We start from the raw sequence: 18,896 nt of genomic DNA, 5'->3' as shown, positions 1-18,896 counted from the left end.
GGGGTTGTTTGCTGGGGTTTTGGGGGGGGGGGGGGGGTGTTTGCCTGGGGGGGCGGGTGGCGCCCCCCGGGGGGGGGGGGGGGGGGGGGGGGGGGGGGGGCCCCCCCCGGGGCGGGGGGGGGGGGGGGGGGGGGGGCCCCCCGCTCGCCTGCAAGGTCATCGCTGGTGGAGAGCGTGGGCCCACCCCCCGGCCCCCTCCCGCGCGCGGGAGGGGGAGTGAGTTCCGCCACCGTCGCATCCACCAGGTCGACATAGGCCAGCCCGTCGGCCAGCTTCAGCGCGGTCTCGAAGCTTTCCGCCAGCCGGGTGGCGATGTCGTCGCGGACGACCAGCCGGTCGACCACCACTTCGATGTCGTGCTTGAACTTCTTGTCGAGCGCCGGGGCTTCCTCGATCAGGTACGTCTCGCCGTCGATCCGCACGCGGCTGAACCCGGCCTTCTGCCACTCGGCGAGTTCCTTGCGATATTCGCCCTTGCGCCCGCGCACCACGGGGGCGAGCAGCAGCAGCCGCGTCCCCTCGGGCAGCGCCAGCACGCGGTCGACCATCTGGCTCACCGTCTGCGCGGCGATCGGCAGGCCGGTGGCGGGCGAATAGGGCACGCCCACCCGCGCCCAGAGCAGGCGCATATAGTCGTAAATCTCGGTAACCGTCGCCACCGTCGAGCGCGGGTTGCGGCTGGTGGTCTTCTGCTCGATCGAGATGGCGGGGCTCAGCCCCTCGATATGCTCGACATTCGGCTTCTGCATCAGCTCGAGGAACTGACGCGCATAGGCCGAGAGCGATTCGACATAGCGGCGCTGCCCCTCGGCATAGATGGTGTCGAAGGCCAGGCTCGACTTGCCCGAGCCCGACAGCCCGGTGATCACCGTCAGCGTGTCGCGGGGAATGTCGATGTCGACGCCCTTGAGGTTGTGCTCGCGCGCGCCGCGGACGGAAATGGTGGTGAGTGCCATGGGGAGGGTTCTAGCTTTGTTCTGAAGGATTTTCCAGAGCGGAGATAGGGACGCCGGGCGGCATGTGCCACCTGTCCGCAAGGGGCGGCAAGGCGAAGGCGGCGCGAAACGGCTTGCGCCCTGCGGCAATATCCGCCAACCACTATCAATATTCGCAGCCGGTTGCGTGGTGCTGCGCCAGTCTTTCGCAAGAGGAAGGGGGCGAATGAAGCGCGCAACCGCAATATTGGCAGCCACAGCAATCCTGATGGCGCCTGGCTGCACCATGATCGTCAAGGAAACCCGGCACAGCGGCGGCTATCCCGGCCATCTACTCGACAAGCGGACTTTCGACGCATCCTATTCGAAGCGGCTGCAACTGCTGCGCGCCACGATCATCCTGGCGATGGCGGCGGACATCGGGCGTACCACCGTCAACGGGCAGGATGCCGACGGCTTTGCGCAACTGCTGGCCAGCGCTGCGCTGGAGATCAACTATGCCGCGGCCGACCTGTACGATGCCGATGCGACCCACAAGGTCTGCTGGACCCGCGACGAATCGCAAGGCCCCCCGTCGCCGGCGGCCACCCCCACGCCGGCCAGCATCGACGACACGCATTGCAACGGCTTTTACGAGAATTTCGAAAGCAATGTGCCCGCGATCGAAGGGCGGATCGTGAAGGTGATGCTGGCCGCGCTGCCCACCGACAAGGCCCGCAAGTTTCTGGAGGACGTTACCAAGGGCAATGTGATGGGCGCGGCGTGGAAGGCGGTGGGCGCGGCGGCGGACCTTGTCGGCGGGCTGCATGTCGGCTTTGCCCGCTATCGCACCGGGCTGGAAACGGTGGCGTCGACGGTGAAGACGTGTCACGGCGGCGGCACCTTTCGCGCCGATACGAAAACGATCGTGCAGGCGGCGGCATGCCTGGGCCTGTCGAAAGACGATCTGTTCGGCAATCCCGAAGAGCTGAAGGGCGCCGCGATCGCCGATGGCAAGGTGAACCAGCGCGCCTTCCTGATGCTGATGCGCGGCATCGCGGCCGACTGCGTCGCGCTGAATTTCAGCGGCAAGGCCGATGATCTGAAGACGAGCCAGACGATCCGCGGCAAGGCCTGCAACGCGATCGGGTTCAAGCCGATGCCGCGCCCCTATCGGTTCAATTCCGGCGCCGGCCTGCCCGTGGACGCGCCGGTCGATGGCGGATCGGCGCCAAAGGACGCCGCCACGCCGGCACCGTGAGGGGGATTACATCCAATCCGGCAGTAATGCCGCACCGCGCGGGGACTTGATGCCCGGCCCGCTTCCCGGCCAAAGAGGGGCGGGGGGATTGTGTGACCGTCGACGAGTTCATCGCCAAGTGGCAGGCATCCGGGGGTAACGAGCGGGCGAACACGCAGCTGTTCGTCACCGATCTGTGCCATCTGCTGGGGGTCGAGCCGCCCCAGCCGACGCTGCCCGACACGCAGCGCAACGATTATGTGTTCGAGCGCCACGTCATCAAGAACGAGATCGACGCGCCGCCGACCAATGGCTGGATCGACTGTTACAAGCGCGACTGCTTCATCCTGGAGGCGAAGCAGGGCAGCGCCGCCGACATCGCCGCCGTCGATGCGGGCGAAAATGCCGCGATGCGCGACTTTTTCGGCCAGACCGCGATCGACCGGTTCAAGCGCGGCATGGCCAAGCGCGGCACCGGCCAATGGACCGGCGCGATGCAGCGCGCCGCCAGCCAGGCCGAAGGCTATGCCAAGAACCTGCCGCGCGACCATGGCTGGCCGCCGTTCCTGCTCGTCACCGATGTGGGATACTGCATCGACGTCTATGCCGATTTCCAGCGCAGCGGCAAAGGCTATGCCCCGTTCCCCGACCGGCGGCGATACCGCATCACGCTGGACGATCTGCGCGACGACGAAGTGCGCAAGCGGCTGGCGGCGGTGTGGACCACGCCGATGGCGCTCGACCCCTCGGCCGAGGCGGCGCGCGTCACCCGCGAGATCGCCACGCTGCTTGCCGAACTGGCGAAGGACATCGAGAAACGCGAACAGAATCCGGACCGCGTCGCCGCGTTCCTGATGCGGCTGCTGTTCACGATGTTCGCCGAAGACACCGGGCTGATCCCCAGGAAAAGCTTCAGCGCGCTGTTGAAGAAGACGCGCGATCGCCCCGAATTGCTGCCCCAGCAATTGAGCCAGCTGTGGGAGGCGATGGACAAGGGCGGGCTCGCCTTCGGGCTGGGCGAGGCGGGCGAGACGGTGCGCCGTTTCAACGGCTATCTGTTCAAGGACACCACCGCGCTGCCGGTCACGGTCAAGGAAATCGACATATTGATCGCCGCCGCCGAGGCCGACTGGCGACAGGTGGAGCCGGCGATTTTCGGCACGCTGCTGGAACGCGCGCTGAACACGAAGGAGCGCGCCAAGCTGGGCGCGCACTATACCCCGCGCGCCTATGTCGAGCGGCTGGTGGGGCCGACCATCCTGGAGCCGCTGCGCGAAGAGTGGATGGGTGCGCGCACGATTGCGACCGAGGCGGCGGAGCGTGGCGAGAAGGAAGAAGCGCGGCAGATCGTCGAGACGTTCCACACCAAATTGGCCGCGACCAAGGTGCTCGACCCGGCGTGCGGCACCGGCAACTTCCTGTACGTGGCGATGGCGCGGATGAAGGAGCTGGAGGGCGAAGTGCTCGAACTGCTCGATGCGCTGGGTGACGAGCGCTATCTGGCCGAGCTGGAAGGCCACACCATCACGCCCGAGAATTTCCTGGGGATCGAGATCAACCCGCGCGCGGCGGCGATCGCGCAGCTGGTGCTGTGGATCGGCTATCTGCAATGGCATTTCCGGGTGAACGGCGAGGACCGGATGCCCGAGCCGCCGGTGCTGCGCGACGTGCGCACGATCGAGAACCGTGACGCGCTGATCGAATGGGACCGCCGCGAACTGGAGCGCGACGCAAACGGCGTGCCGGTGACGCGCTGGGACGGGGAGACGATGAAGAAGCACCCCGTCACGGGGAAGGACGTGCCCGACGAAAGCGCGCGGGTGGAGCTGTATCGCTATTTGAACCCGCGCGCGGCGAAATGGCCGAAGGCGGATTTTATCATCGGAAATCCGCCGTTCATCGGCGGCAAGGATGTCCGCGACCGGCTGGGCGACGGCTATTTCGAGGCGCTGTTCCGCACCACCAAGGTGCCGGAATCAGCCGATTTCGTGATGCACTGGTGGGACCGCTCGGCGGCGATGGTGCGACAGGGCGTGACGCGCCGCTTCGGCTTCGTCACCACCAATTCGATTACCCAGGCGTTCAGCCGCCGGGTGATCGCCGCGCATCTGGAGGCCGATCCGCCGCTGAGCCTGACCTATGCCATTCCCGACCATCCATGGGTCAGCGAGAAGGGCGATGCGGCAGTGCGGATCGCGATGAGTGCCGGGGCGCCGGGCGAGATTGCCGGGCGGCGCTTGCAGGTGATCGACGAAAGCGGCGCGCCCGAACTGATCGGCTTCGTTGAGAAGGTCGGGCGCATTCACAGCGATCTTACTGTTGGAGCGCCTGTATCTACAGCGTCGCCTCTTCGAAGTAACAGTCGTATTGCGTCACGAGGGGCTCCGCTACATGGTGCTGGCTTTATCCTGTCAAAAGATGCGTTGAAAAAATGTGGGGACTGTCAGGGTGTTGTACGAAGGTTCGCCAACGGGCGTGATATTATGCAGCGCTCTCGTGGCTTGTACGTAATAGATACTTACGGATTGAGCGAAGATAATATTAGGCAGAATTATCCGGCAATATATGATCATCTATATACACACGTTAAACCCGAGCGTGACTTAAATAAGCGTGGGCACAGGTCTGAGAGGTGGTGGCTCCACGGGGAGCCAGTGGAAATGTTGCGCAATTTTCAGAAGGGGATTGAGCGCTTTATAATAACTGCTGAGACGGCGAAGCACCGCGTATTCCAATTTCATTTCAGCGATTTTCTACCCGATAATTCTATTGTTGGCGTTGGTTTGCGTGACGCATTTTTTCTCGGTGTACTGAGTAGCCGCCTGCACGTAGTTTGGTCATTGGCTGCTGGTGCCCGGTTAGGTGTGGGCAATGACCCACGCTATTCGAAGACCCGCTGCTTCGATCCCTTCCCCTTCCCCGATACCTCGGACGAAGCCCTGAAAGCCCGTATCCGCGATGCCGCCGAGCGGCTGGATGCGCTGCGCAAGGACGTGCTTGCCCGGTACGACGACCTGACGCTCACCAAGCTGTACAATGTGCTGGAGGCGCTGCGCGCCGCCGAGCGGGCGGGGACGGTGCTGGGCCCCAAGGACCGCGACATTGCCGAGCGCGGCTGTGTCTCGCTGATCCGCCAGTATCACGATGCGATCGATGCGGGCGTGGCGGAGGCCTATGGCTGGCCGGTCGACCTGAGCGACGAGGACATCCTGGAACGGCTGGTCGCGCTCAACCAGGAACGCGCGGCGGAGGAAGCCAAGGGCAAGGTCCGCTGGCTGCGCCCCGATTTCCAGGCGCCGGGATACCAGGCCCCGGCCGAGCAGGCGAAGCTGGCACTCGACGCCCCGCAAAAGGCCAGGGCCGAGGCGCTGGAATGGCCGGGCGCGCTGCCCGACCAGGTGGTGGCGGTGGCGAGCGTGGTGGCGCGCTCTGCCCGGCCGGTGGCGGCGAACGACGTCGCCCGCGCCTTCAAGGGCAAGCGCGCGACCAGCGTGCTGCCGGTGCTCGACGCGCTGGCCGGCATGGGCCGCCTGCGCAAGCTGGACGACGGCCGCTACGCGGCGTGAGCGGGGCGGCGCGGCGCGAGGCGCGGCGCGACGGCGCGCCGGCCATCGACCTGATCGACGGCGAATATCTATGCCAGCTGCTGCGCGAACGCGGGCTGGGGGTGCGCGTGCGCGAAGTGGTGCATCATGAAGTGACGGTGCTGCCCGAGTTCTTCGCGGAGATTTGAGGCACGGGGCAGGGGTGAGGCCGGCCCCCGCGCGAACGCCCGAAACGTTTCCGGGTATCTGCCGGCAGCGCCCGATGTCCGGCCCCGGCGTTTATCGTAGCGGCCGCGCTTTTGCAGGCAAGGTGGCGTCGACCGGCCCGATGCGCGCGCCTTGTGCAGGGAATATCGGGCGGCGCGCGCTGCTTGTGACAAATGCGGCGCAGCATTGCCGCGCAGCATTGCCGCGAAATATTTTGTCATCGGTCAGTCATCATTCATGCCGGCGCGTTTAGGTACAGCGGGAAACTGGGGAAGGCGCGCCGTGACACTCGGGCATAACTTTCGAACATCGCTTGCGCCGCTGGTGGCGGTGCTGCTGATCGGCGGGACCGCCGCGCCGGCGCTGGCGCAGACCCGCAGCGTGGTGACGGCGCGTTCCGAGGACGCGGCGGACTTTGCGCTGATCGACCGGGCGCGCAGCCTGTGGGACACGATCGGCGACGCGCCCCCCGACTACAGCTTTTCCTATGGCAGCGTGCGCCCCTGGGCGTGGCAGGTGCAGGGCGGCTTCTGGGTGGTGGCGGAGCCGGACCCGGACGGGCTGCGCACCTGGTTCTTTGCGCCGGGTGCGCGCGGGCCGTTTCTGGTGCGGCTGCCCGATCGCAGCTTTGGCTATCGCGACGGCCGGGTGGCGATGGTCTATACCGCCGATGGCGGGCCGATGCCCGAGAGCGAGGCGCTGGACAGCATCGACGAGGGCACGGCGCTCTATGCGCGCGGCAAGCGGCTGATGGCGGCGCTGCTCGACCGGCAATGGGCGCCGATCGACGGCGACCAGTGGTTCGACACGCAGTTCGTGTTCCTCGAACTCGAACAGCAATGGGACAATGGCTGGATGCGCTATCCCGGCTGGCAGCGCTATAGCGCCAGCCCCGCCTCGATCGCCGCGCAACAGCGGTGGGAGGCGGAGCGGCGCCGGCGGCAGGCGCTGGCGGACGCCTATCGGCGCTGGCGCGACAGCGGCTTCCAGGGGCCGCCCCCGCCGGGGCTGGGGCATCACTGGCATCACCAGCCCGGTGGGCCGGGCGGCGCGGGGCCGCTGCCGCCGCCGCGTCCCGGTACGCCGGGCTATCCGGGCAAGCCGCCGAACCGGCCCGATCGCCCCGGGCGGCCGGATGGTCCCGCGCGGCCCGACCGGCCGGCGGTGCCGTACAGCGGCCCGCCTTTCCCGCCGAACAACGCCGTGCCCGCGCCCGGTCGCCCCTGGCCCGGCCGGCCGACGCGCCCGGCCGTGCCCGATGCGACCAATCCAGCCACGCCGCCGCCCACTGCGCCGCGCCCGTGGCACGGGCCCGATCCGGACCAGCCGGGCGGGCCGAGGCCGGGCTGGCCGAACCGCCCCGATGGCGGCGTGCGCCCGGACCGGCCGGGCTGGCACCATCTGCCGCAGCCGCCTGCCTCCGGCGTGACGCTGCCCTCGACCGCGGCACCCGCGCCGGCGCCTGCGCCTGCTCCGGCCGCGCCGCCGGCGGGGCAGGCACAGCCGGCGCGCGGCGGCCATGCCTGGACCTCGCCCGGCTGGACGCGGCAGCAGCGGCCGACGCTCGACGATGTGCCATCGGCGCGCCCGCAGCCGGCGCGTCCGGCGGATGTGCCCCGGCCGCAGCCGCAGCCGCAGCCCCAGCCGCAGTTCCAGCGTCCGGCCGATGCGGCGCGGCCCGATCCGGCGCCGGCGGCGCCCACCCGGCCGGTGTTCCATCCGGCGCCGTCCGGCCCGTCGCGCGCCGCCCCGCCGCCCTCGCGCCCGACGATGCAGCCCAGGGTGGAGCGGAACGACCCGAAACGCTGATACCGGCCCACGGATGGCGACCCATTTCCTTCGTCATGCCAGCGCAGGCTGGCATCTTCCGCAGTAGCGCCGCTCCGGTATCGCCCAGCCCCCGGGAGACCCCAGCGTGCGCTGGGGTGACGGCGTGTGGCTGGCGCGCAATGCGTGTCGACCAGCTTGGGTTGCGTGCTTTCAGCCGATGCGGGCGGGGACGAACGGCAGCAGCGCCTCCAGCACGCCGGGTTCGGGCGCGCCGGGGGCAGTGGCGCCGTGGCGGTGGAGAAAGGCGTGGCGGACGATCTCCGCCTGCTGCTCGATACCGTAGCGGGCGAACAGCCGGTCAGGATCGAAGCGATAGCGATAGCGGCAAAAGGGATGGCGGCGCAGCGGCAGGAATCGCCCTGCCTGATGCTGCCAGACATGCACCATCTCGTGCACGAACAGGCCCTGCAGCCCGAGCGGCGCATCGCTGAAATCGTCCCGGTACAGGCCGCCTTCCGGGTGGAAATGGATGGTGCCGAGCGGCGCCATCGTCACATGGCGCGGCTGGAAGAACGCCCATTTGCGGTTCGCCACGCGCACCCGGGCATAATCGATCGCGTCGCCGAAGATCGCGGCGGCGAGGCGCGTCTCGCCGTCGGTCAGGGGACGGGAGGCGGGGGCACTCACCCCTGGGCGTAGAAATCCGGCGCCATGTCGAACTCGCGCACTCCGCGCAGGCGGCGGGCATTGTTGACGAGCTCGCGCAGCTTCTCGCGCCGTTCGCGGGCATGTTCGACGTCGCGGATCACCAGCGGTTCCTTGTGCGTCGTCTCGTCCGACGAGGTGATGGTGATGCGGCCGATGCCGGCGATCTGGTTGACGATCGAGAAGTCGAGCCGCACGTCCTTCACCCGGTACAGCTCGATCTCGTCGATCGATTTGTTGATGATGCCGCGATAGAGGATCAGCCGGTCTTCGGTGACTTCATAGAGCGTCGCCTGGTTGGCGATCCAGCGCACCGCGATGAGGATGAAGCCGACACCGACCAGGCAGAGCAGCAGCGTGCCCCAGCCGGCAAAGGAACCCTTGAGCCAGCCCGCGGTGGAGGGGCGGAAACGATCGATCAGCTGCGTCATGCGCGCGATCATAGCGCAGGCGTATTACGCTGCAATGGCGGGGTGGGGGTGCAGCAATCTCCCCTCCCTGCAAGGGAGGGGTCGGGGGTGGGTGCGAGGGCGTCAGCCCGAGCGTCTCCGCCTGCCGCAAAGGCGTCGGCCGGGGCATCGAGCCCCGCCCGCCGCCGAACCCACCCCTTGATCCCCTCCCTTCCAGGGAGGGGAGATAGATTGTTATGGTGCGCGAAAGCGCCGAACCCTAGCGCGCGTCGCCGGGGGTGACGACTTCGGCGCTGGCGGTCAGCGTCTTGCCGCTGGCGAAGCTGAGCATCAGCGGGACATGGTCGCCCGCCTTCACCTTGGGCGCGAGCGAGAAGAGCATCACATGCCGCCCGCCCGGCGCGAACGTCACCTTGGCGCCGGCGGGGACGGGCACGTCCTTCAGCGGCGCCATCGCCATCATGCCATGGCCGTCCTTCATGCTGGCGTGCATTTCCGCCTTGAGCGCGAAGGGTGCCGATACCGCGACCAGCGTGTCGTCCGCCTTGCCGCCGGTGATCGTGAAATAGGCCGCGCCCGGCTGACCGGCAACGGCGGGGAGGCGCACCCAGGCGCCGTCCGCCTTCACGTCGGCGGCGGGGCTGCACGCCACCAGTGACACTGCCGTAACGATCCCCAACAGAGCCCGCATGTCACCGCCCTCCCAATCCGGGATTCTGCATAGAAACCTGTGCGTCTTGCGGCAAGCTTCAGCGCACCTATATCCGATCGCGTAGCTTCGTTCCCGGGTCGCCTCTTCTGGGGCCGCGGGGCGGGCAAGTGTTTGAAACTCCTATTTTGACTCTGGGGGCCAACGAGGACCATGGCTAAAGTTATCGGTATCGATCTGGGCACGACCAACAGCTGCGTCGCGGTGATGGAAGGCGGCAAGCCCAAGGTGATCGAGAATGTTGAAGGCGCGCGCACCACGCCGTCGATCGTCGCCTTCGCCAAGGATGGCGAGCGGCTGATCGGCCAGCCGGCCAAGCGCCAGGCGGTGACCAACCCGGACAACACCGTGTTCGCCGTGAAGCGCCTGATCGGCCGCCGTTTCGACGACCCCGTGACCAAGAAGGACACCGAGCTGGTGCCCTACACGATCGTGCGCGGCGCGAACGGCGATGCCTGGGTGAATGCCGGCGGCGAGGATTACAGCCCGTCGCAGATCAGCGCGTTCATCCTGCAGAAGATGAAGGAAACCGCCGAGAGCTATCTGGGCGAAAGCGTGACGCAGGCGGTGATCACCGTCCCGGCCTATTTCAACGACGCCCAGCGCCAGGCGACCAAGGACGCGGGCAAGATCGCCGGCCTCGAAGTGCTGCGCATCATCAACGAGCCGACCGCGGCGGCGCTGGCGTACGGCCTCGACAAGGACAACAACAAGACCATCGCGGTCTATGACCTTGGCGGCGGCACCTTCGACATCTCGATCCTCGAGATCGGCGATGGCGTGTTCGAAGTGAAGGCGACCAACGGCGACACCTTCCTGGGCGGCGAGGATTTCGACTCCAAGCTGGTCCAGTTCCTGGCCGATGAGTTCAAGAAGGCCGAAGGCATCGACCTGACCAAGGACAAGCTGGCGCTGCAGCGGCTGAAGGAAGCCGCCGAAAAGGCCAAGATCGAGCTGAGCTCGGCGCAGACCACCGAAGTCAACCTGCCCTTCATCACTGCCGACCAGAACGGCCCGAAGCATCTGGTGAAGACGATCAGCCGCGCCGAGCTGGAGCGTCTGGTCGACGACCTGATCCAGCGTACGCTGGAGCCGTGCCGCAAGGCGCTGGCCGATGCGGGCGTGAAGGCTGCCGGCATCGACGAAGTGGTGCTGGTCGGCGGCATGACCCGCATGCCCAAGGTGCGCCAGGTCGTGAAGGACTTCTTCGGCAAGGAACCGCACACCGGCGTGAACCCTGACGAAGTCGTCGCTATCGGCGCGGCGATCCAGGCGGGCGTGCTGCAGGGCGACGTGAAGGACGTGCTGCTGCTCGACGTGACTCCGCTGAGCCTCGGCATCGAGACGCTGGGCGGCGTGTTCACCCGCATGATCGACCGCAACACGACCATCCCGACCAAGAAGTCGCAGGTCTATTCCACCGCTGACGACAATCAGCAGGCGGTGACGATCCGCGTCTTCCAGGGCGAGCGCGAAATGGCGGCGGACAACAAGCTGCTCGGCCAGTTCGATCTGGTCGGCATTCCGCCGGCGCCGCGCGGCGTTCCGCAGATCGAAGTCACTTTCGACATCGACGCGAACGGCATCGTCAACGTGTCGGCCAAGGACAAGGGCACCGGCAAGGAACAGCAGATCCGCATCCAGGCCTCGGGCGGTCTTTCGGACAGCGACATCGAACAGATGGTGCGCGATGCCGAGAAGTTCGCCGAAGAGGACAAGAAGCGGCGCGCTGCGGCCGAAGCCAAGAACAATGCCGAGAGCCTCGTCCACACCACCGAACGCCAGCTCCAGGAGAATGGCGACAAGGTCGATGCGGCGCTGAAGGGCGAGATCGAGGCGGCGATCGCCGATACCAAGTCGGCGATCGAAAGCGGCGATGCCGATGCGATGACCGCCAAGGCGCAGAACCTCGCCCAGGTGGCGATGAAGCTGGGCCAGGCGATCTATGAGAAGCAGGCTGCCGAAAACGCCTCGCCGAACGCAGGCGCTGCGGCCGGCGAACATGCCGGCGGCGAGGAAGTGGTCGACGCCGAGTTCTCGGAAGTGGACGACAACAAGGCGTAACTATTGCCCCTCCCTCTCCCCGCTTGCGGGGAGAGGGTCGGGGAGAGGGGGAGCGGGGCAGGTCGATGCGTCTGGTATTGCGCATGCCCCTCTCCCAAACCCTCTCCCCTGAAGGGGAGAGGGCTTTTTGATGACCACTGAAGTCGATTATTACGAACTGCTCCAGGTCGAACGCGGCGCGGATGATGCGACGATCAAGTCGTCGTACCGCAAGCTCGCGATGAAATATCACCCGGACAAGAATGCCGGGTGCAAGGATTCCGAGGCCAAGTTCAAGGCGATCAGCCAGGCCTATGACTGCCTGAAGGACCCGCAGAAGCGCGCGGCCTATGATCGCTTCGGCCATGCCGCGTTCCAGAATGGCGGGATGGGCGGCGGCCATGGCGGCGGCAATGCCGATTTCGGTGCGTTCAGCGACATTTTCGAAAGCGTGTTCGGCGAGTTCATGGGCGGCGGGCGCGGTGCCGGCCGGCCCCAGCGGCGCGGCGCCGACCTGCGCTACGACATGGAAATCTCGCTCGAACAGGCGTTTCACGGCCATTCGACCGACATCACCATCGACGTGTCGGGCGTGTGCGAGGCGTGCGACGGATCGGGCGCGACGCCGGGCACCAAGGCACGGACCTGCTCGACCTGCGCCGGCCATGGCAAGGTGCGCGCGCAGCAGGGCTTCTTCATGGTCGAGCGGACCTGCCCGACCTGCCACGGCGCGGGCGAAGTGATTGCCGAGCCGTGCCGTAGCTGTCGCGGCGACGGGCGTGCCGACAAGACCAAGACGCTCAAGATCGAGATTCCGCCCGGTGTCGACGAAGGCACCCGCATCCGCCTGACCGGCGAAGGCGAGGCGGGCGCGCGCGGGGCGCCGGCGGGCGACCTCTACATCTTCCTCCACGTCACCAAGCACGCCATCTATGAGCGGCAGGGCACGACGCTTTACGCCACTGCGCCGATCAGCTTCACCACGGCGGCGCTGGGCGGCGAGATCGGCATTCCGGGGCTCGACGGCGAGCGGCACACGATCAAGATCCACCCCGGCACCCAGTCCGGCCGTGAAGTGCGCCAGCGCGGCGCCGGCATGCCGGTGCTGCAGGGGCGCGGGCGCGGCGATCTGGTGATCCGGCTGGAAGTCGAGACGCCGACCAAGCTGTCGGCCCGGCAGCGCGAGCTGCTGGAGGAATTCCGCAAGACCGAAACGGGCGAGGAATGCCCGCAGGCGAGCGGGTTCTTCGCCAAGCTGAAGGCGGCGCTGGGTTGAGGTTGGAAAGGGCGGCGCATCAGCCGGCTGGGCTATCGCCTATGCACGATAGTCCCCCTCACCCTTCCGCCGCTTCGCGGCTCCTTCCCTCTCCCACGGGGGGAGAGAGAGCGTGGCGCCGAAACTCCCTCTCCCCCTGTGGGAGAGGGAAGGGGCCCGCCGCCGAAGGCGGTGGGAAGGGTGAGGGGGATGCGACCTCCCCTTCGCACCTCTGGACAAGCCAATGACTCCCCGCGAACTGATCGACACCGCCGATGTCCCCGGTGGCGAGCCGCTGCGGCTGTTCCGCCGGGGCGCCGATCACATGATCGTGCTCGAGCGCAACGAGCTGATGAACAGCCGGATGAGCGGTTCGGAAGAAGCGCTGGCGGTGATGACGCTCGAACGGCTCGGCAAGCGCGAGGCGCGGCTGCTGATCGGCGGCTATGGCATGGGCTTCACCCTGCGCGCGGCGCTGGCGGTGCTGGGCGACCGGGCGCAGGTGACGGTGGCGGAGCTGGTCCCCAAGATCGTCGAATGGGCGAAGGGGCCGATGGCGGCGCTGACCAATGGCTGCCTCGACGATCCGCGCGTGCGGGTGGTGTTCGACGATGTCGGCGCGGTGATCGCCGGCGGGCAGGGGTCGTATGACGCGATCCTGCTCGATGTCGACAATGGCCCCGACGGGCTGACCCGTCCGGGCAATGACGGGCTCTATTCGATGCGCGGGCTGGACGCCGCGCGACAGGCGCTGCGGCCGGGCGGCATTCTCGCTGTGTGGTCGGCGGCCCCCGACGCCGCCTTCGCCCGGCGCATGCGCGACGCCGGTTTCCGCGTCGAGGAGGTCGCGGTGCGGGCACGCGCCAACGGCAAGGGCCCGCGCCACGTGATCTGGTTCGGCACGCGGCGCTGACACGTGCTGCACCTGCCGACCGCGCCCTGGCTGCATTATGTGGGGGACGTGGGCGCATGGGCGGCGGCCTTTGCCGGCGGGCGCTGGGTCTATCGCCACCGCCGGCGCAGCGTCGAGGGGCTCGCCCGGCAGACCGAGCCCGGCTATTTCGTCAGCCTGGCGCTCGGCGGAGCGATCGGCGCCTGGCTGATCGGATCGGCGAACACGCTGCGCGATGCGCGCCCGGTGCTGTCGCATTCGATCGCCGGGGCGCTGGCCGGGGCGATCGTCGCGGTCGAGATCTGGAAATGGCTGCGCGGGGTGCGCGGATCCACCGGCGGGCCGTTCGTGATTCCGCTGGCGCTGGGGATCATCGTCGGGCGGCTGGGCTGCCTGTTCGCCGGGCTGGCGGACCAGACCTATGGCATTGCGACGCGTCTGCCCTGGGGGGTCGATCTGGGCGACGGGATCGCCCGGCATCCGGTGCAACTCTATGAACCGCTGGCAGTATTGGTGTTCCTGCTGGTCTATTGGCGGGCGCTGGTACAGGGGCGCGACTGGGCGGTGCGCCATGGTTTCCATGCCTTTGTACTTGCCTATGCCGTGCAGCGATTTGCGTGGGAGTTCCTGAAGCCCTATCCAAAGCTGGTCGGGCCGTTCAATATCTTCCACCTGACCATGACGGGATTGAGCCTCTATGCCCTTGTCTGGATCGTCCGCGGACGCCGCGCTGATCGACCCGCCGGCCCGCAAGGCGGCGCCCTATCTGTTCCATAGCCAGACCAGCAGCCTGTGCGAGACCTGCCTGGAAGTGGTGCCGGCCAAGGTCATCATCGAGAACGACAAGGTCTATTATTTGAAGCGCTGCCGCACCCATGGCGTGCAGAAGACGCTGGTCAGCGACGACCTGCCTTACTGGCGGTCGCAGAAGGAATGGCTGAAGCCGGGCGACCGGCCGCTCGCCGCCCAGACCCGCACCGAGGCGGGGTGCCCGTTCGATTGTGGGCTGTGCCCCGACCATGAGCAGCATAGCTGCCTGGCGATCGTCGAGGTCAATTCGGCGTGCAACCTGGCGTGCCCGGTCTGCTTCGCCGATGCCGAGGACATGCATGGCGGGCATCTGCCGCTGGCGACGATCGAGGCGATGCTCGACGCGCTGGTCGAGAGCGAAGGCGAGCCCGACCTGGTGCAATTGTCGGGCGGCGAGCCGACGCTGCATCCCGAGTTCTTCGCGATCCTGGATGCGGTGAAGCGACGGCCGATCCGCCATGTGATGATCAACACCAACGGCGTGCGGATCGCGCAGGATCCGGCATTTGTCGAGCGGCTGGCAAGCTATGCGCCCCGGCTGGAAGTCTATCTGCAGTTCGACAGCCTGGACGACGATGCGCTGGTGAACCTGCGCGGCGCGCGGCTGGCGCGGGTGCGGCGCGCGGCGCTGGAGGCGCTGGAGCGGGTCGGGCTGTCGACCACCTTGGTCGCGGTGGTGAAGCGCGGCGTCAATGACGGCGAGATCGCCGCGATCGTGCGCCATGCGCTGCAATGGGCCTGTGTGCGCGGCGTGACCTTCCAGCCGGTGCAGGACGCCGGGCGCAACCAGGGGTTCGACGCCAAGGCGAACCGGATGCTGCTGACCCAGATCCGCCGCGAAGTGGTGAAGGCCGGCGTGTTCAGCGCGGAGGACATGATCCCGCTGCCGTGCAACCCCGACCAGATCTGCATCGGCTATGGTTTGCGCGACGGGACGACGGTGACTCCGATCACCTCGCTGTTGCCGCGCGAGCTGCTGCTCCGGGGACCGAATACGATCAGCTATGAAGCCTATCCGGCGTTGCAGAAGGCGGTGGTCGAGCTGCTGAGCCTGGCGACCGCGCAGTGCAATACCGAGAGCAAGCTGGCGGAGGTGCTGTGCTGCCTGCCACAGGCGCTGGTGCCGCGGGACCTGAGCTATGCCAACAGCTTTCGCGTCGTGATCCTGCAGTTTCTCGACCGCTATAATTTCGATCTGGGGACGGTGAAGCGCAGTTGCGTCCACTTCGTGACGCCGGAGGGGCAGATCATCCCGTTCGATACCTATAACAGCTTCTACCGGCCGGGCGCCGAAGGGGTGGGTGTGCTGGCACGGGCGAGAGAAGTGTCATGAGGAAGCTTTTCGGGGGAATCTGCCTGGGGCTCGGAATATTGGTGATGAGCTGCAGTGGGCTGTGCTCGCTTGTCTTTCTCTTGACCGTGCCCACGGCCTTTATGCTCGTCGCGCTTGTAGGGGGCGTCCCCTTCGCAATCGGCTTGGCCTTCTTCTATCTGGGCAGGCACTTGCTCAAGGAACCCGAGACAGATCTCGACTGAGCGCTACCTGCCGAGGCATCGAGCCGTGCCCCGGTCGGGCGCGCCGAACTCGATGCGCGCCACCGGTGCGGCATAGCCGGAGGACGTAGCTGCCCAAGCACGTTACACGCTTCGCCCTCCAGCACCGGGGCAGAATCGACGGTTACGCCGCGCCGAATACCCGCGCGAAGATCGTGTCGACATGCTTGTAGTGATAGCCGAGGTCGAACTTGTCCTCGATCTCCGCCGGGCTGAGCGCGGCGGTGACTTCGGGGTCGGCCTTGAGCAGTTCGAGCAGCGACAGTTCGCCGTCCGATTCCCACACCTTCATCGCGTTGCGCTGGACGAGGCGATAGGCGTCCTCGCGGCTCACGCCCGCCTGGGTGAGCGCCAGCAGCACGCGCTGCGAATGGACCAGACCGCCCATGCGGTCGAGATTCTTCTGCATCCGCACCGGATAGACGAGCAGCTTGTCGACCACGCCGGTCAGGCGCGCGAGCGCGAAGTCGAGCGTGATCGTCGCATCGGGGCCGATATAGCGCTCGACCGAAGAGTGGCTGATGTCGCGCTCGTGCCACAGCGCGACATTTTCCAGCGCCGGGGTGACATAGCCGCGCACCATGCGGGCGAGGCCGGTCAGGTTTTCGGTGAGCACCGGGTTGCGCTTGTGCGGCATCGCCGAGCTGCCCTTCTGGCCCGGCGAGAAATATTCCTCGGCCTCCAGCACTTCGGTGCGCTGCAGGTGGCGGATTTCGACGGCGAGGCGCTCGATCGACGAGGCGATCACGCCCAACGTCGCGAAGAACATCGCGTGGCGGTCGCGCGGGATCACCTGGGTCGAGACCGGCTCGACGGTCAGGCCCAGCTTTTCGGCGACATGCGCTTCGACGCGCGGGTCGATATTGGCGAAGGTGCCGACCGCGCCCGAAATCGCGCAGGTGGCGATGTCGGCGCGGGCGGCGAGCAGGCGCGCCTTGTTGCGCTGGAACTCGGCATGCGCCTCGGCGAGCTTGAGGCCGAAGGTGACCGGCTCGGCATGGATGCCGTGGCTGCGGCCGATCGTCGGCGTCATCTTGTGTTCGCGGGCGCGGCGCTCGAGCACCGCGAGCAGCGCGTCGATGTCTGCCAGCAGCAGGTCGCTGGCGCGGGCGAGCTGGACTGCGAGGCAGGTGTCGAGCACGTCGGAGCTGGTCATGCCCTGGTGCATGAAGCGGGCTTCCTCGCCCACCTGTTCGGCGACCCAGGTGAGGAAGGCGATCACGTCATGCTTGGTGACGGCCTCGATCGCGTCGATCGCGGCAACGTCGATCGCCGGCTTGGTCGCCCACCAGTCCCACAGCGCCTTGGCTGCGCTCTGCGGCACCACGCCCAGATCGGCCAGCGCCTGCGTCGCGTGCGCCTCGATCTCGAACCAGATGGCAAGGCGCGTTTCCGGCGACCAGATATCGGTCATCACGGGGCGGGCGTAACGGGGGACCATCGGCGTTCCTTTTCGGGGGGTGGGCGGCTGCGCCCGGTGCGACGGGGCGGCCCGTAGCAAAGCCGGGCGGGGGCTGCAATGCGGGGCAGGTGAAACGAAGTGCGGCGGCGCTGGTTATTGGAATCGTGCAAGACGAGGGCGGCCGCGGCAAGCTTTCGTCGTGTCGCTATAGTATCCGGCGGTGGAGCGTTGCGTATGATGCGTTCAGGATTGGTGGTTGGGGCGCTGCTGCTTGCGATGCCGGCCTTCGCCCAGGAAACGCGCACTGCGCCGCCGGCCACGGATGGCGCCACGCCCGGCGCGGCGCGCGAAGCCGCACCCGCAGCGGGGGCCGCGCCGGCGGATGCTGACGCCGGGGACAGGGCGGCGCCGGCCCCGGCCTCGGCGCTATCGCCTGCGGAAGCAGCCGCAGCGGCGGCCAGCGACGAAGCCAGTATCGGCCGCACCATCGATCGCGACTTTGCGACCTATGACCTCAATCATGACGGGATGCTCGACAAGGCCGAGTTCGGGGCCTGGATGGCGAGCCTGCGCAAGGCCTCCGAGCCGAAGTTCGATGCCGACACGCCCGAGGCGCGGGCGTGGATCGACAAGGCATTCGACGCCACCGACGCCGACCGCAGCGGCGCGGTGGACAAAAGCGAACTCACCCATTTCCTCAAGCCCCGGCGGGAATAGGGGCGTTCAGATCAGCCCCTTGGCGCGCAGGCTGGTGTGCCCCTCGCTGCCCAGAATCACATGGTCATGGACCACTATCCCCAGCCTTTTGCCCACCTCCGCAATGGTGCGGGTGATCTCGATGTCGGCGCGGCTGGGGCTGGGGTCGCCCGAGGGGTGGTTGTGGACCAGGATCAGCGCCGCCGACCCCAGATCGATCGCGCGGCGGATGACTTCGCGGACATGGACCGGCGCCTCGTCGATCGAGCCTTCGCTCATCAGCTCGTCGCGGATCAGCATGTTGCGGGTGTTGAGGTGCAGCACGCGGAATCGCTCGATCGGGTGGTGCGCCATGTCGGCGCGCAGATAATCGAGCAGTGCCTGCCAGTTGGCGAGCACCGGCCGCTCGCGCACCTTGCTCTGCAACAGGCGCAGCGCGGCGGCATGGACCGATTTCAGCGCCGCGACCTGGGTTTCGCCCACGCCCTTCACGCGCGTCAGTGCCTCGGCATCCGCGGTGAGCAGGCCGGCGATACCGCCAAATTCATGCAGCAGCGCCTTGGCGAGCGGCTTGGTGTCCTTGCGTGGAATCGTCAGCGCAAGAATATATTCGACGAGTTCGTGATCGAGCAGTGCGTCGGGCCCGCCTTCAAACAGGCGCCGGCGCAGTCTTGCGCGGTGGCCGCTATTGTCGGACATCTCCTCGGGCATCGCACAGACTATGCAGGGGGAGGGGAGTGTCGG

General features: G+C 67.4%; 15 protein-coding genes and 1 pseudogene. 10 read left to right on the top strand and 6 right to left on the bottom strand.

All coding sequences use genetic code 11. From position 1 onward, the window contains the following. A pseudogene (locus ACT53M_RS17620) lies at nucleotides 1-956 on the bottom strand (hypothetical protein); the annotation flags it as partial. A 205-nt stretch (nucleotides 957-1,161) separates the two neighbouring features. Here ACT53M_RS17620 and ACT53M_RS17615 point away from each other — a divergent pair. The 4 genes from ACT53M_RS17615 to ACT53M_RS17600 all read left to right on the top strand — a co-directional run bounded on the left by ACT53M_RS17615 (nucleotide 1,162) and on the right by ACT53M_RS17600 (nucleotide 7,715). Beyond that, nucleotides 1,162-2,175 (top strand): hypothetical protein, encoded by a 1,014-nt coding sequence (locus ACT53M_RS17615; RefSeq protein WP_476235036.1) that lies wholly within the window; start codon nucleotides 1,162-1,164, stop codon nucleotides 2,173-2,175. A 92-nt stretch (nucleotides 2,176-2,267) separates the two neighbouring features. After that, nucleotides 2,268-5,720 carry a class I SAM-dependent DNA methyltransferase gene (locus ACT53M_RS17610; RefSeq protein ID WP_476235034.1) on the top strand — a complete coding sequence of 1,151 codons (3,453 nt, stop codon included), beginning with the start codon at nucleotides 2,268-2,270 and terminating at the stop codon, nucleotides 5,718-5,720. Further along, entirely contained in the window at nucleotides 5,717-5,887 is a 171-nt protein-coding gene (locus ACT53M_RS17605; protein WP_476235032.1) for a hypothetical protein, read from the top strand. The genes ACT53M_RS17610 and ACT53M_RS17605 overlap by 4 nt, the downstream gene beginning before the upstream one ends. Nucleotides 5,888-6,188: 301 nt before the next feature. Further along, nucleotides 6,189-7,715, top strand: a complete 1,527-nt coding sequence (locus ACT53M_RS17600; RefSeq protein ID WP_476235030.1) for a hypothetical protein — start codon at nucleotides 6,189-6,191, stop codon at nucleotides 7,713-7,715. Between the two features lie 171 nt (nucleotides 7,716-7,886). On the opposite strand, the gene ACT53M_RS17595 is transcribed toward ACT53M_RS17600, so the two are convergent. From ACT53M_RS17595 to ACT53M_RS17585, 3 genes are all read right to left on the bottom strand, one after another. Next, entirely contained in the window at nucleotides 7,887-8,363 is a 477-nt protein-coding gene (locus tag ACT53M_RS17595) for a vgr related protein (protein WP_476235028.1), read from the bottom strand. Then, nucleotides 8,360-8,812, bottom strand: a complete 453-nt coding sequence (locus ACT53M_RS17590) for a PH domain-containing protein (RefSeq protein ID WP_476235026.1) — start codon at nucleotides 8,810-8,812, stop codon at nucleotides 8,360-8,362. The genes ACT53M_RS17595 and ACT53M_RS17590 overlap by 4 nt, the downstream gene beginning before the upstream one ends. Before the next feature lie 238 nt (nucleotides 8,813-9,050). Further along, nucleotides 9,051-9,482 (bottom strand): copper chaperone PCu(A)C, encoded by a 432-nt coding sequence (locus tag ACT53M_RS17585; RefSeq protein ID WP_476235025.1) that lies wholly within the window; start codon nucleotides 9,480-9,482, stop codon nucleotides 9,051-9,053. 171 nt (nucleotides 9,483-9,653) lie between these two features. Here ACT53M_RS17585 and dnaK point away from each other — a divergent pair, with 171 nt between their 5' ends. The 5 genes from dnaK to ACT53M_RS17560 all read left to right on the top strand — a co-directional run bounded on the left by dnaK (nucleotide 9,654) and on the right by ACT53M_RS17560 (nucleotide 15,833). Then, on the top strand, nucleotides 9,654-11,564 hold the full coding sequence (gene dnaK, locus ACT53M_RS17580; protein WP_476235024.1) for a molecular chaperone DnaK: 1,911 nt from the start codon (nucleotides 9,654-9,656) through the stop codon (nucleotides 11,562-11,564). Between the two features lie 130 nt (nucleotides 11,565-11,694). Next, nucleotides 11,695-12,819: a molecular chaperone DnaJ gene (gene dnaJ / locus ACT53M_RS17575; RefSeq protein WP_476235022.1), complete on the top strand. Its 1,125-nt coding sequence runs from the start codon at nucleotides 11,695-11,697 to the stop codon at nucleotides 12,817-12,819. A gap of 223 nt (nucleotides 12,820-13,042) precedes the next feature. Then, nucleotides 13,043-13,711, top strand: coding sequence for a spermidine synthase (locus tag ACT53M_RS17570; protein WP_476235021.1), 669 nt, complete (start codon nucleotides 13,043-13,045; stop codon nucleotides 13,709-13,711). 3 nt (nucleotides 13,712-13,714) lie between these two features. Then, nucleotides 13,715-14,467: a prolipoprotein diacylglyceryl transferase family protein gene (locus tag ACT53M_RS17565; RefSeq protein WP_476235019.1), complete on the top strand. Its 753-nt coding sequence runs from the start codon at nucleotides 13,715-13,717 to the stop codon at nucleotides 14,465-14,467. After that, nucleotides 14,388-15,833, top strand: coding sequence for a radical SAM protein (locus tag ACT53M_RS17560; RefSeq protein WP_476235018.1), 1,446 nt, complete (start codon nucleotides 14,388-14,390; stop codon nucleotides 15,831-15,833). The genes ACT53M_RS17565 and ACT53M_RS17560 overlap by 80 nt, the downstream gene beginning before the upstream one ends. Nucleotides 15,834-16,178: 345 nt before the next feature. On the opposite strand, the gene purB is transcribed toward ACT53M_RS17560, so the two are convergent. Then, nucleotides 16,179-17,495 (bottom strand): adenylosuccinate lyase, encoded by a 1,317-nt coding sequence (gene purB / locus ACT53M_RS17555; protein ID WP_476235016.1) that lies wholly within the window; start codon nucleotides 17,493-17,495, stop codon nucleotides 16,179-16,181. 195 nt (nucleotides 17,496-17,690) lie between these two features. Between purB and ACT53M_RS17550 the strand changes: the two genes are divergently transcribed. Next, nucleotides 17,691-18,173 carry an EF-hand domain-containing protein gene (locus tag ACT53M_RS17550; protein ID WP_476235015.1) on the top strand — a complete coding sequence of 161 codons (483 nt, stop codon included), beginning with the start codon at nucleotides 17,691-17,693 and terminating at the stop codon, nucleotides 18,171-18,173. A gap of 6 nt (nucleotides 18,174-18,179) precedes the next feature. Here ACT53M_RS17550 and radC read toward each other — a convergent pair whose 3' ends face one another. Further along, nucleotides 18,180-18,863, bottom strand: a complete 684-nt coding sequence (gene radC / locus ACT53M_RS17545) for a RadC family protein (protein WP_476235014.1) — start codon at nucleotides 18,861-18,863, stop codon at nucleotides 18,180-18,182. Nucleotides 18,864-18,896: the final 33 nt, after the last annotated feature.

The sequence above is a fragment of the Sphingomonas sp. DMC6 genome (assembly GCF_056314225.1).
Note: the sequence above shows the minus strand (reverse complement) of the source record. Positions and strands in the feature narration are given on the sequence as shown.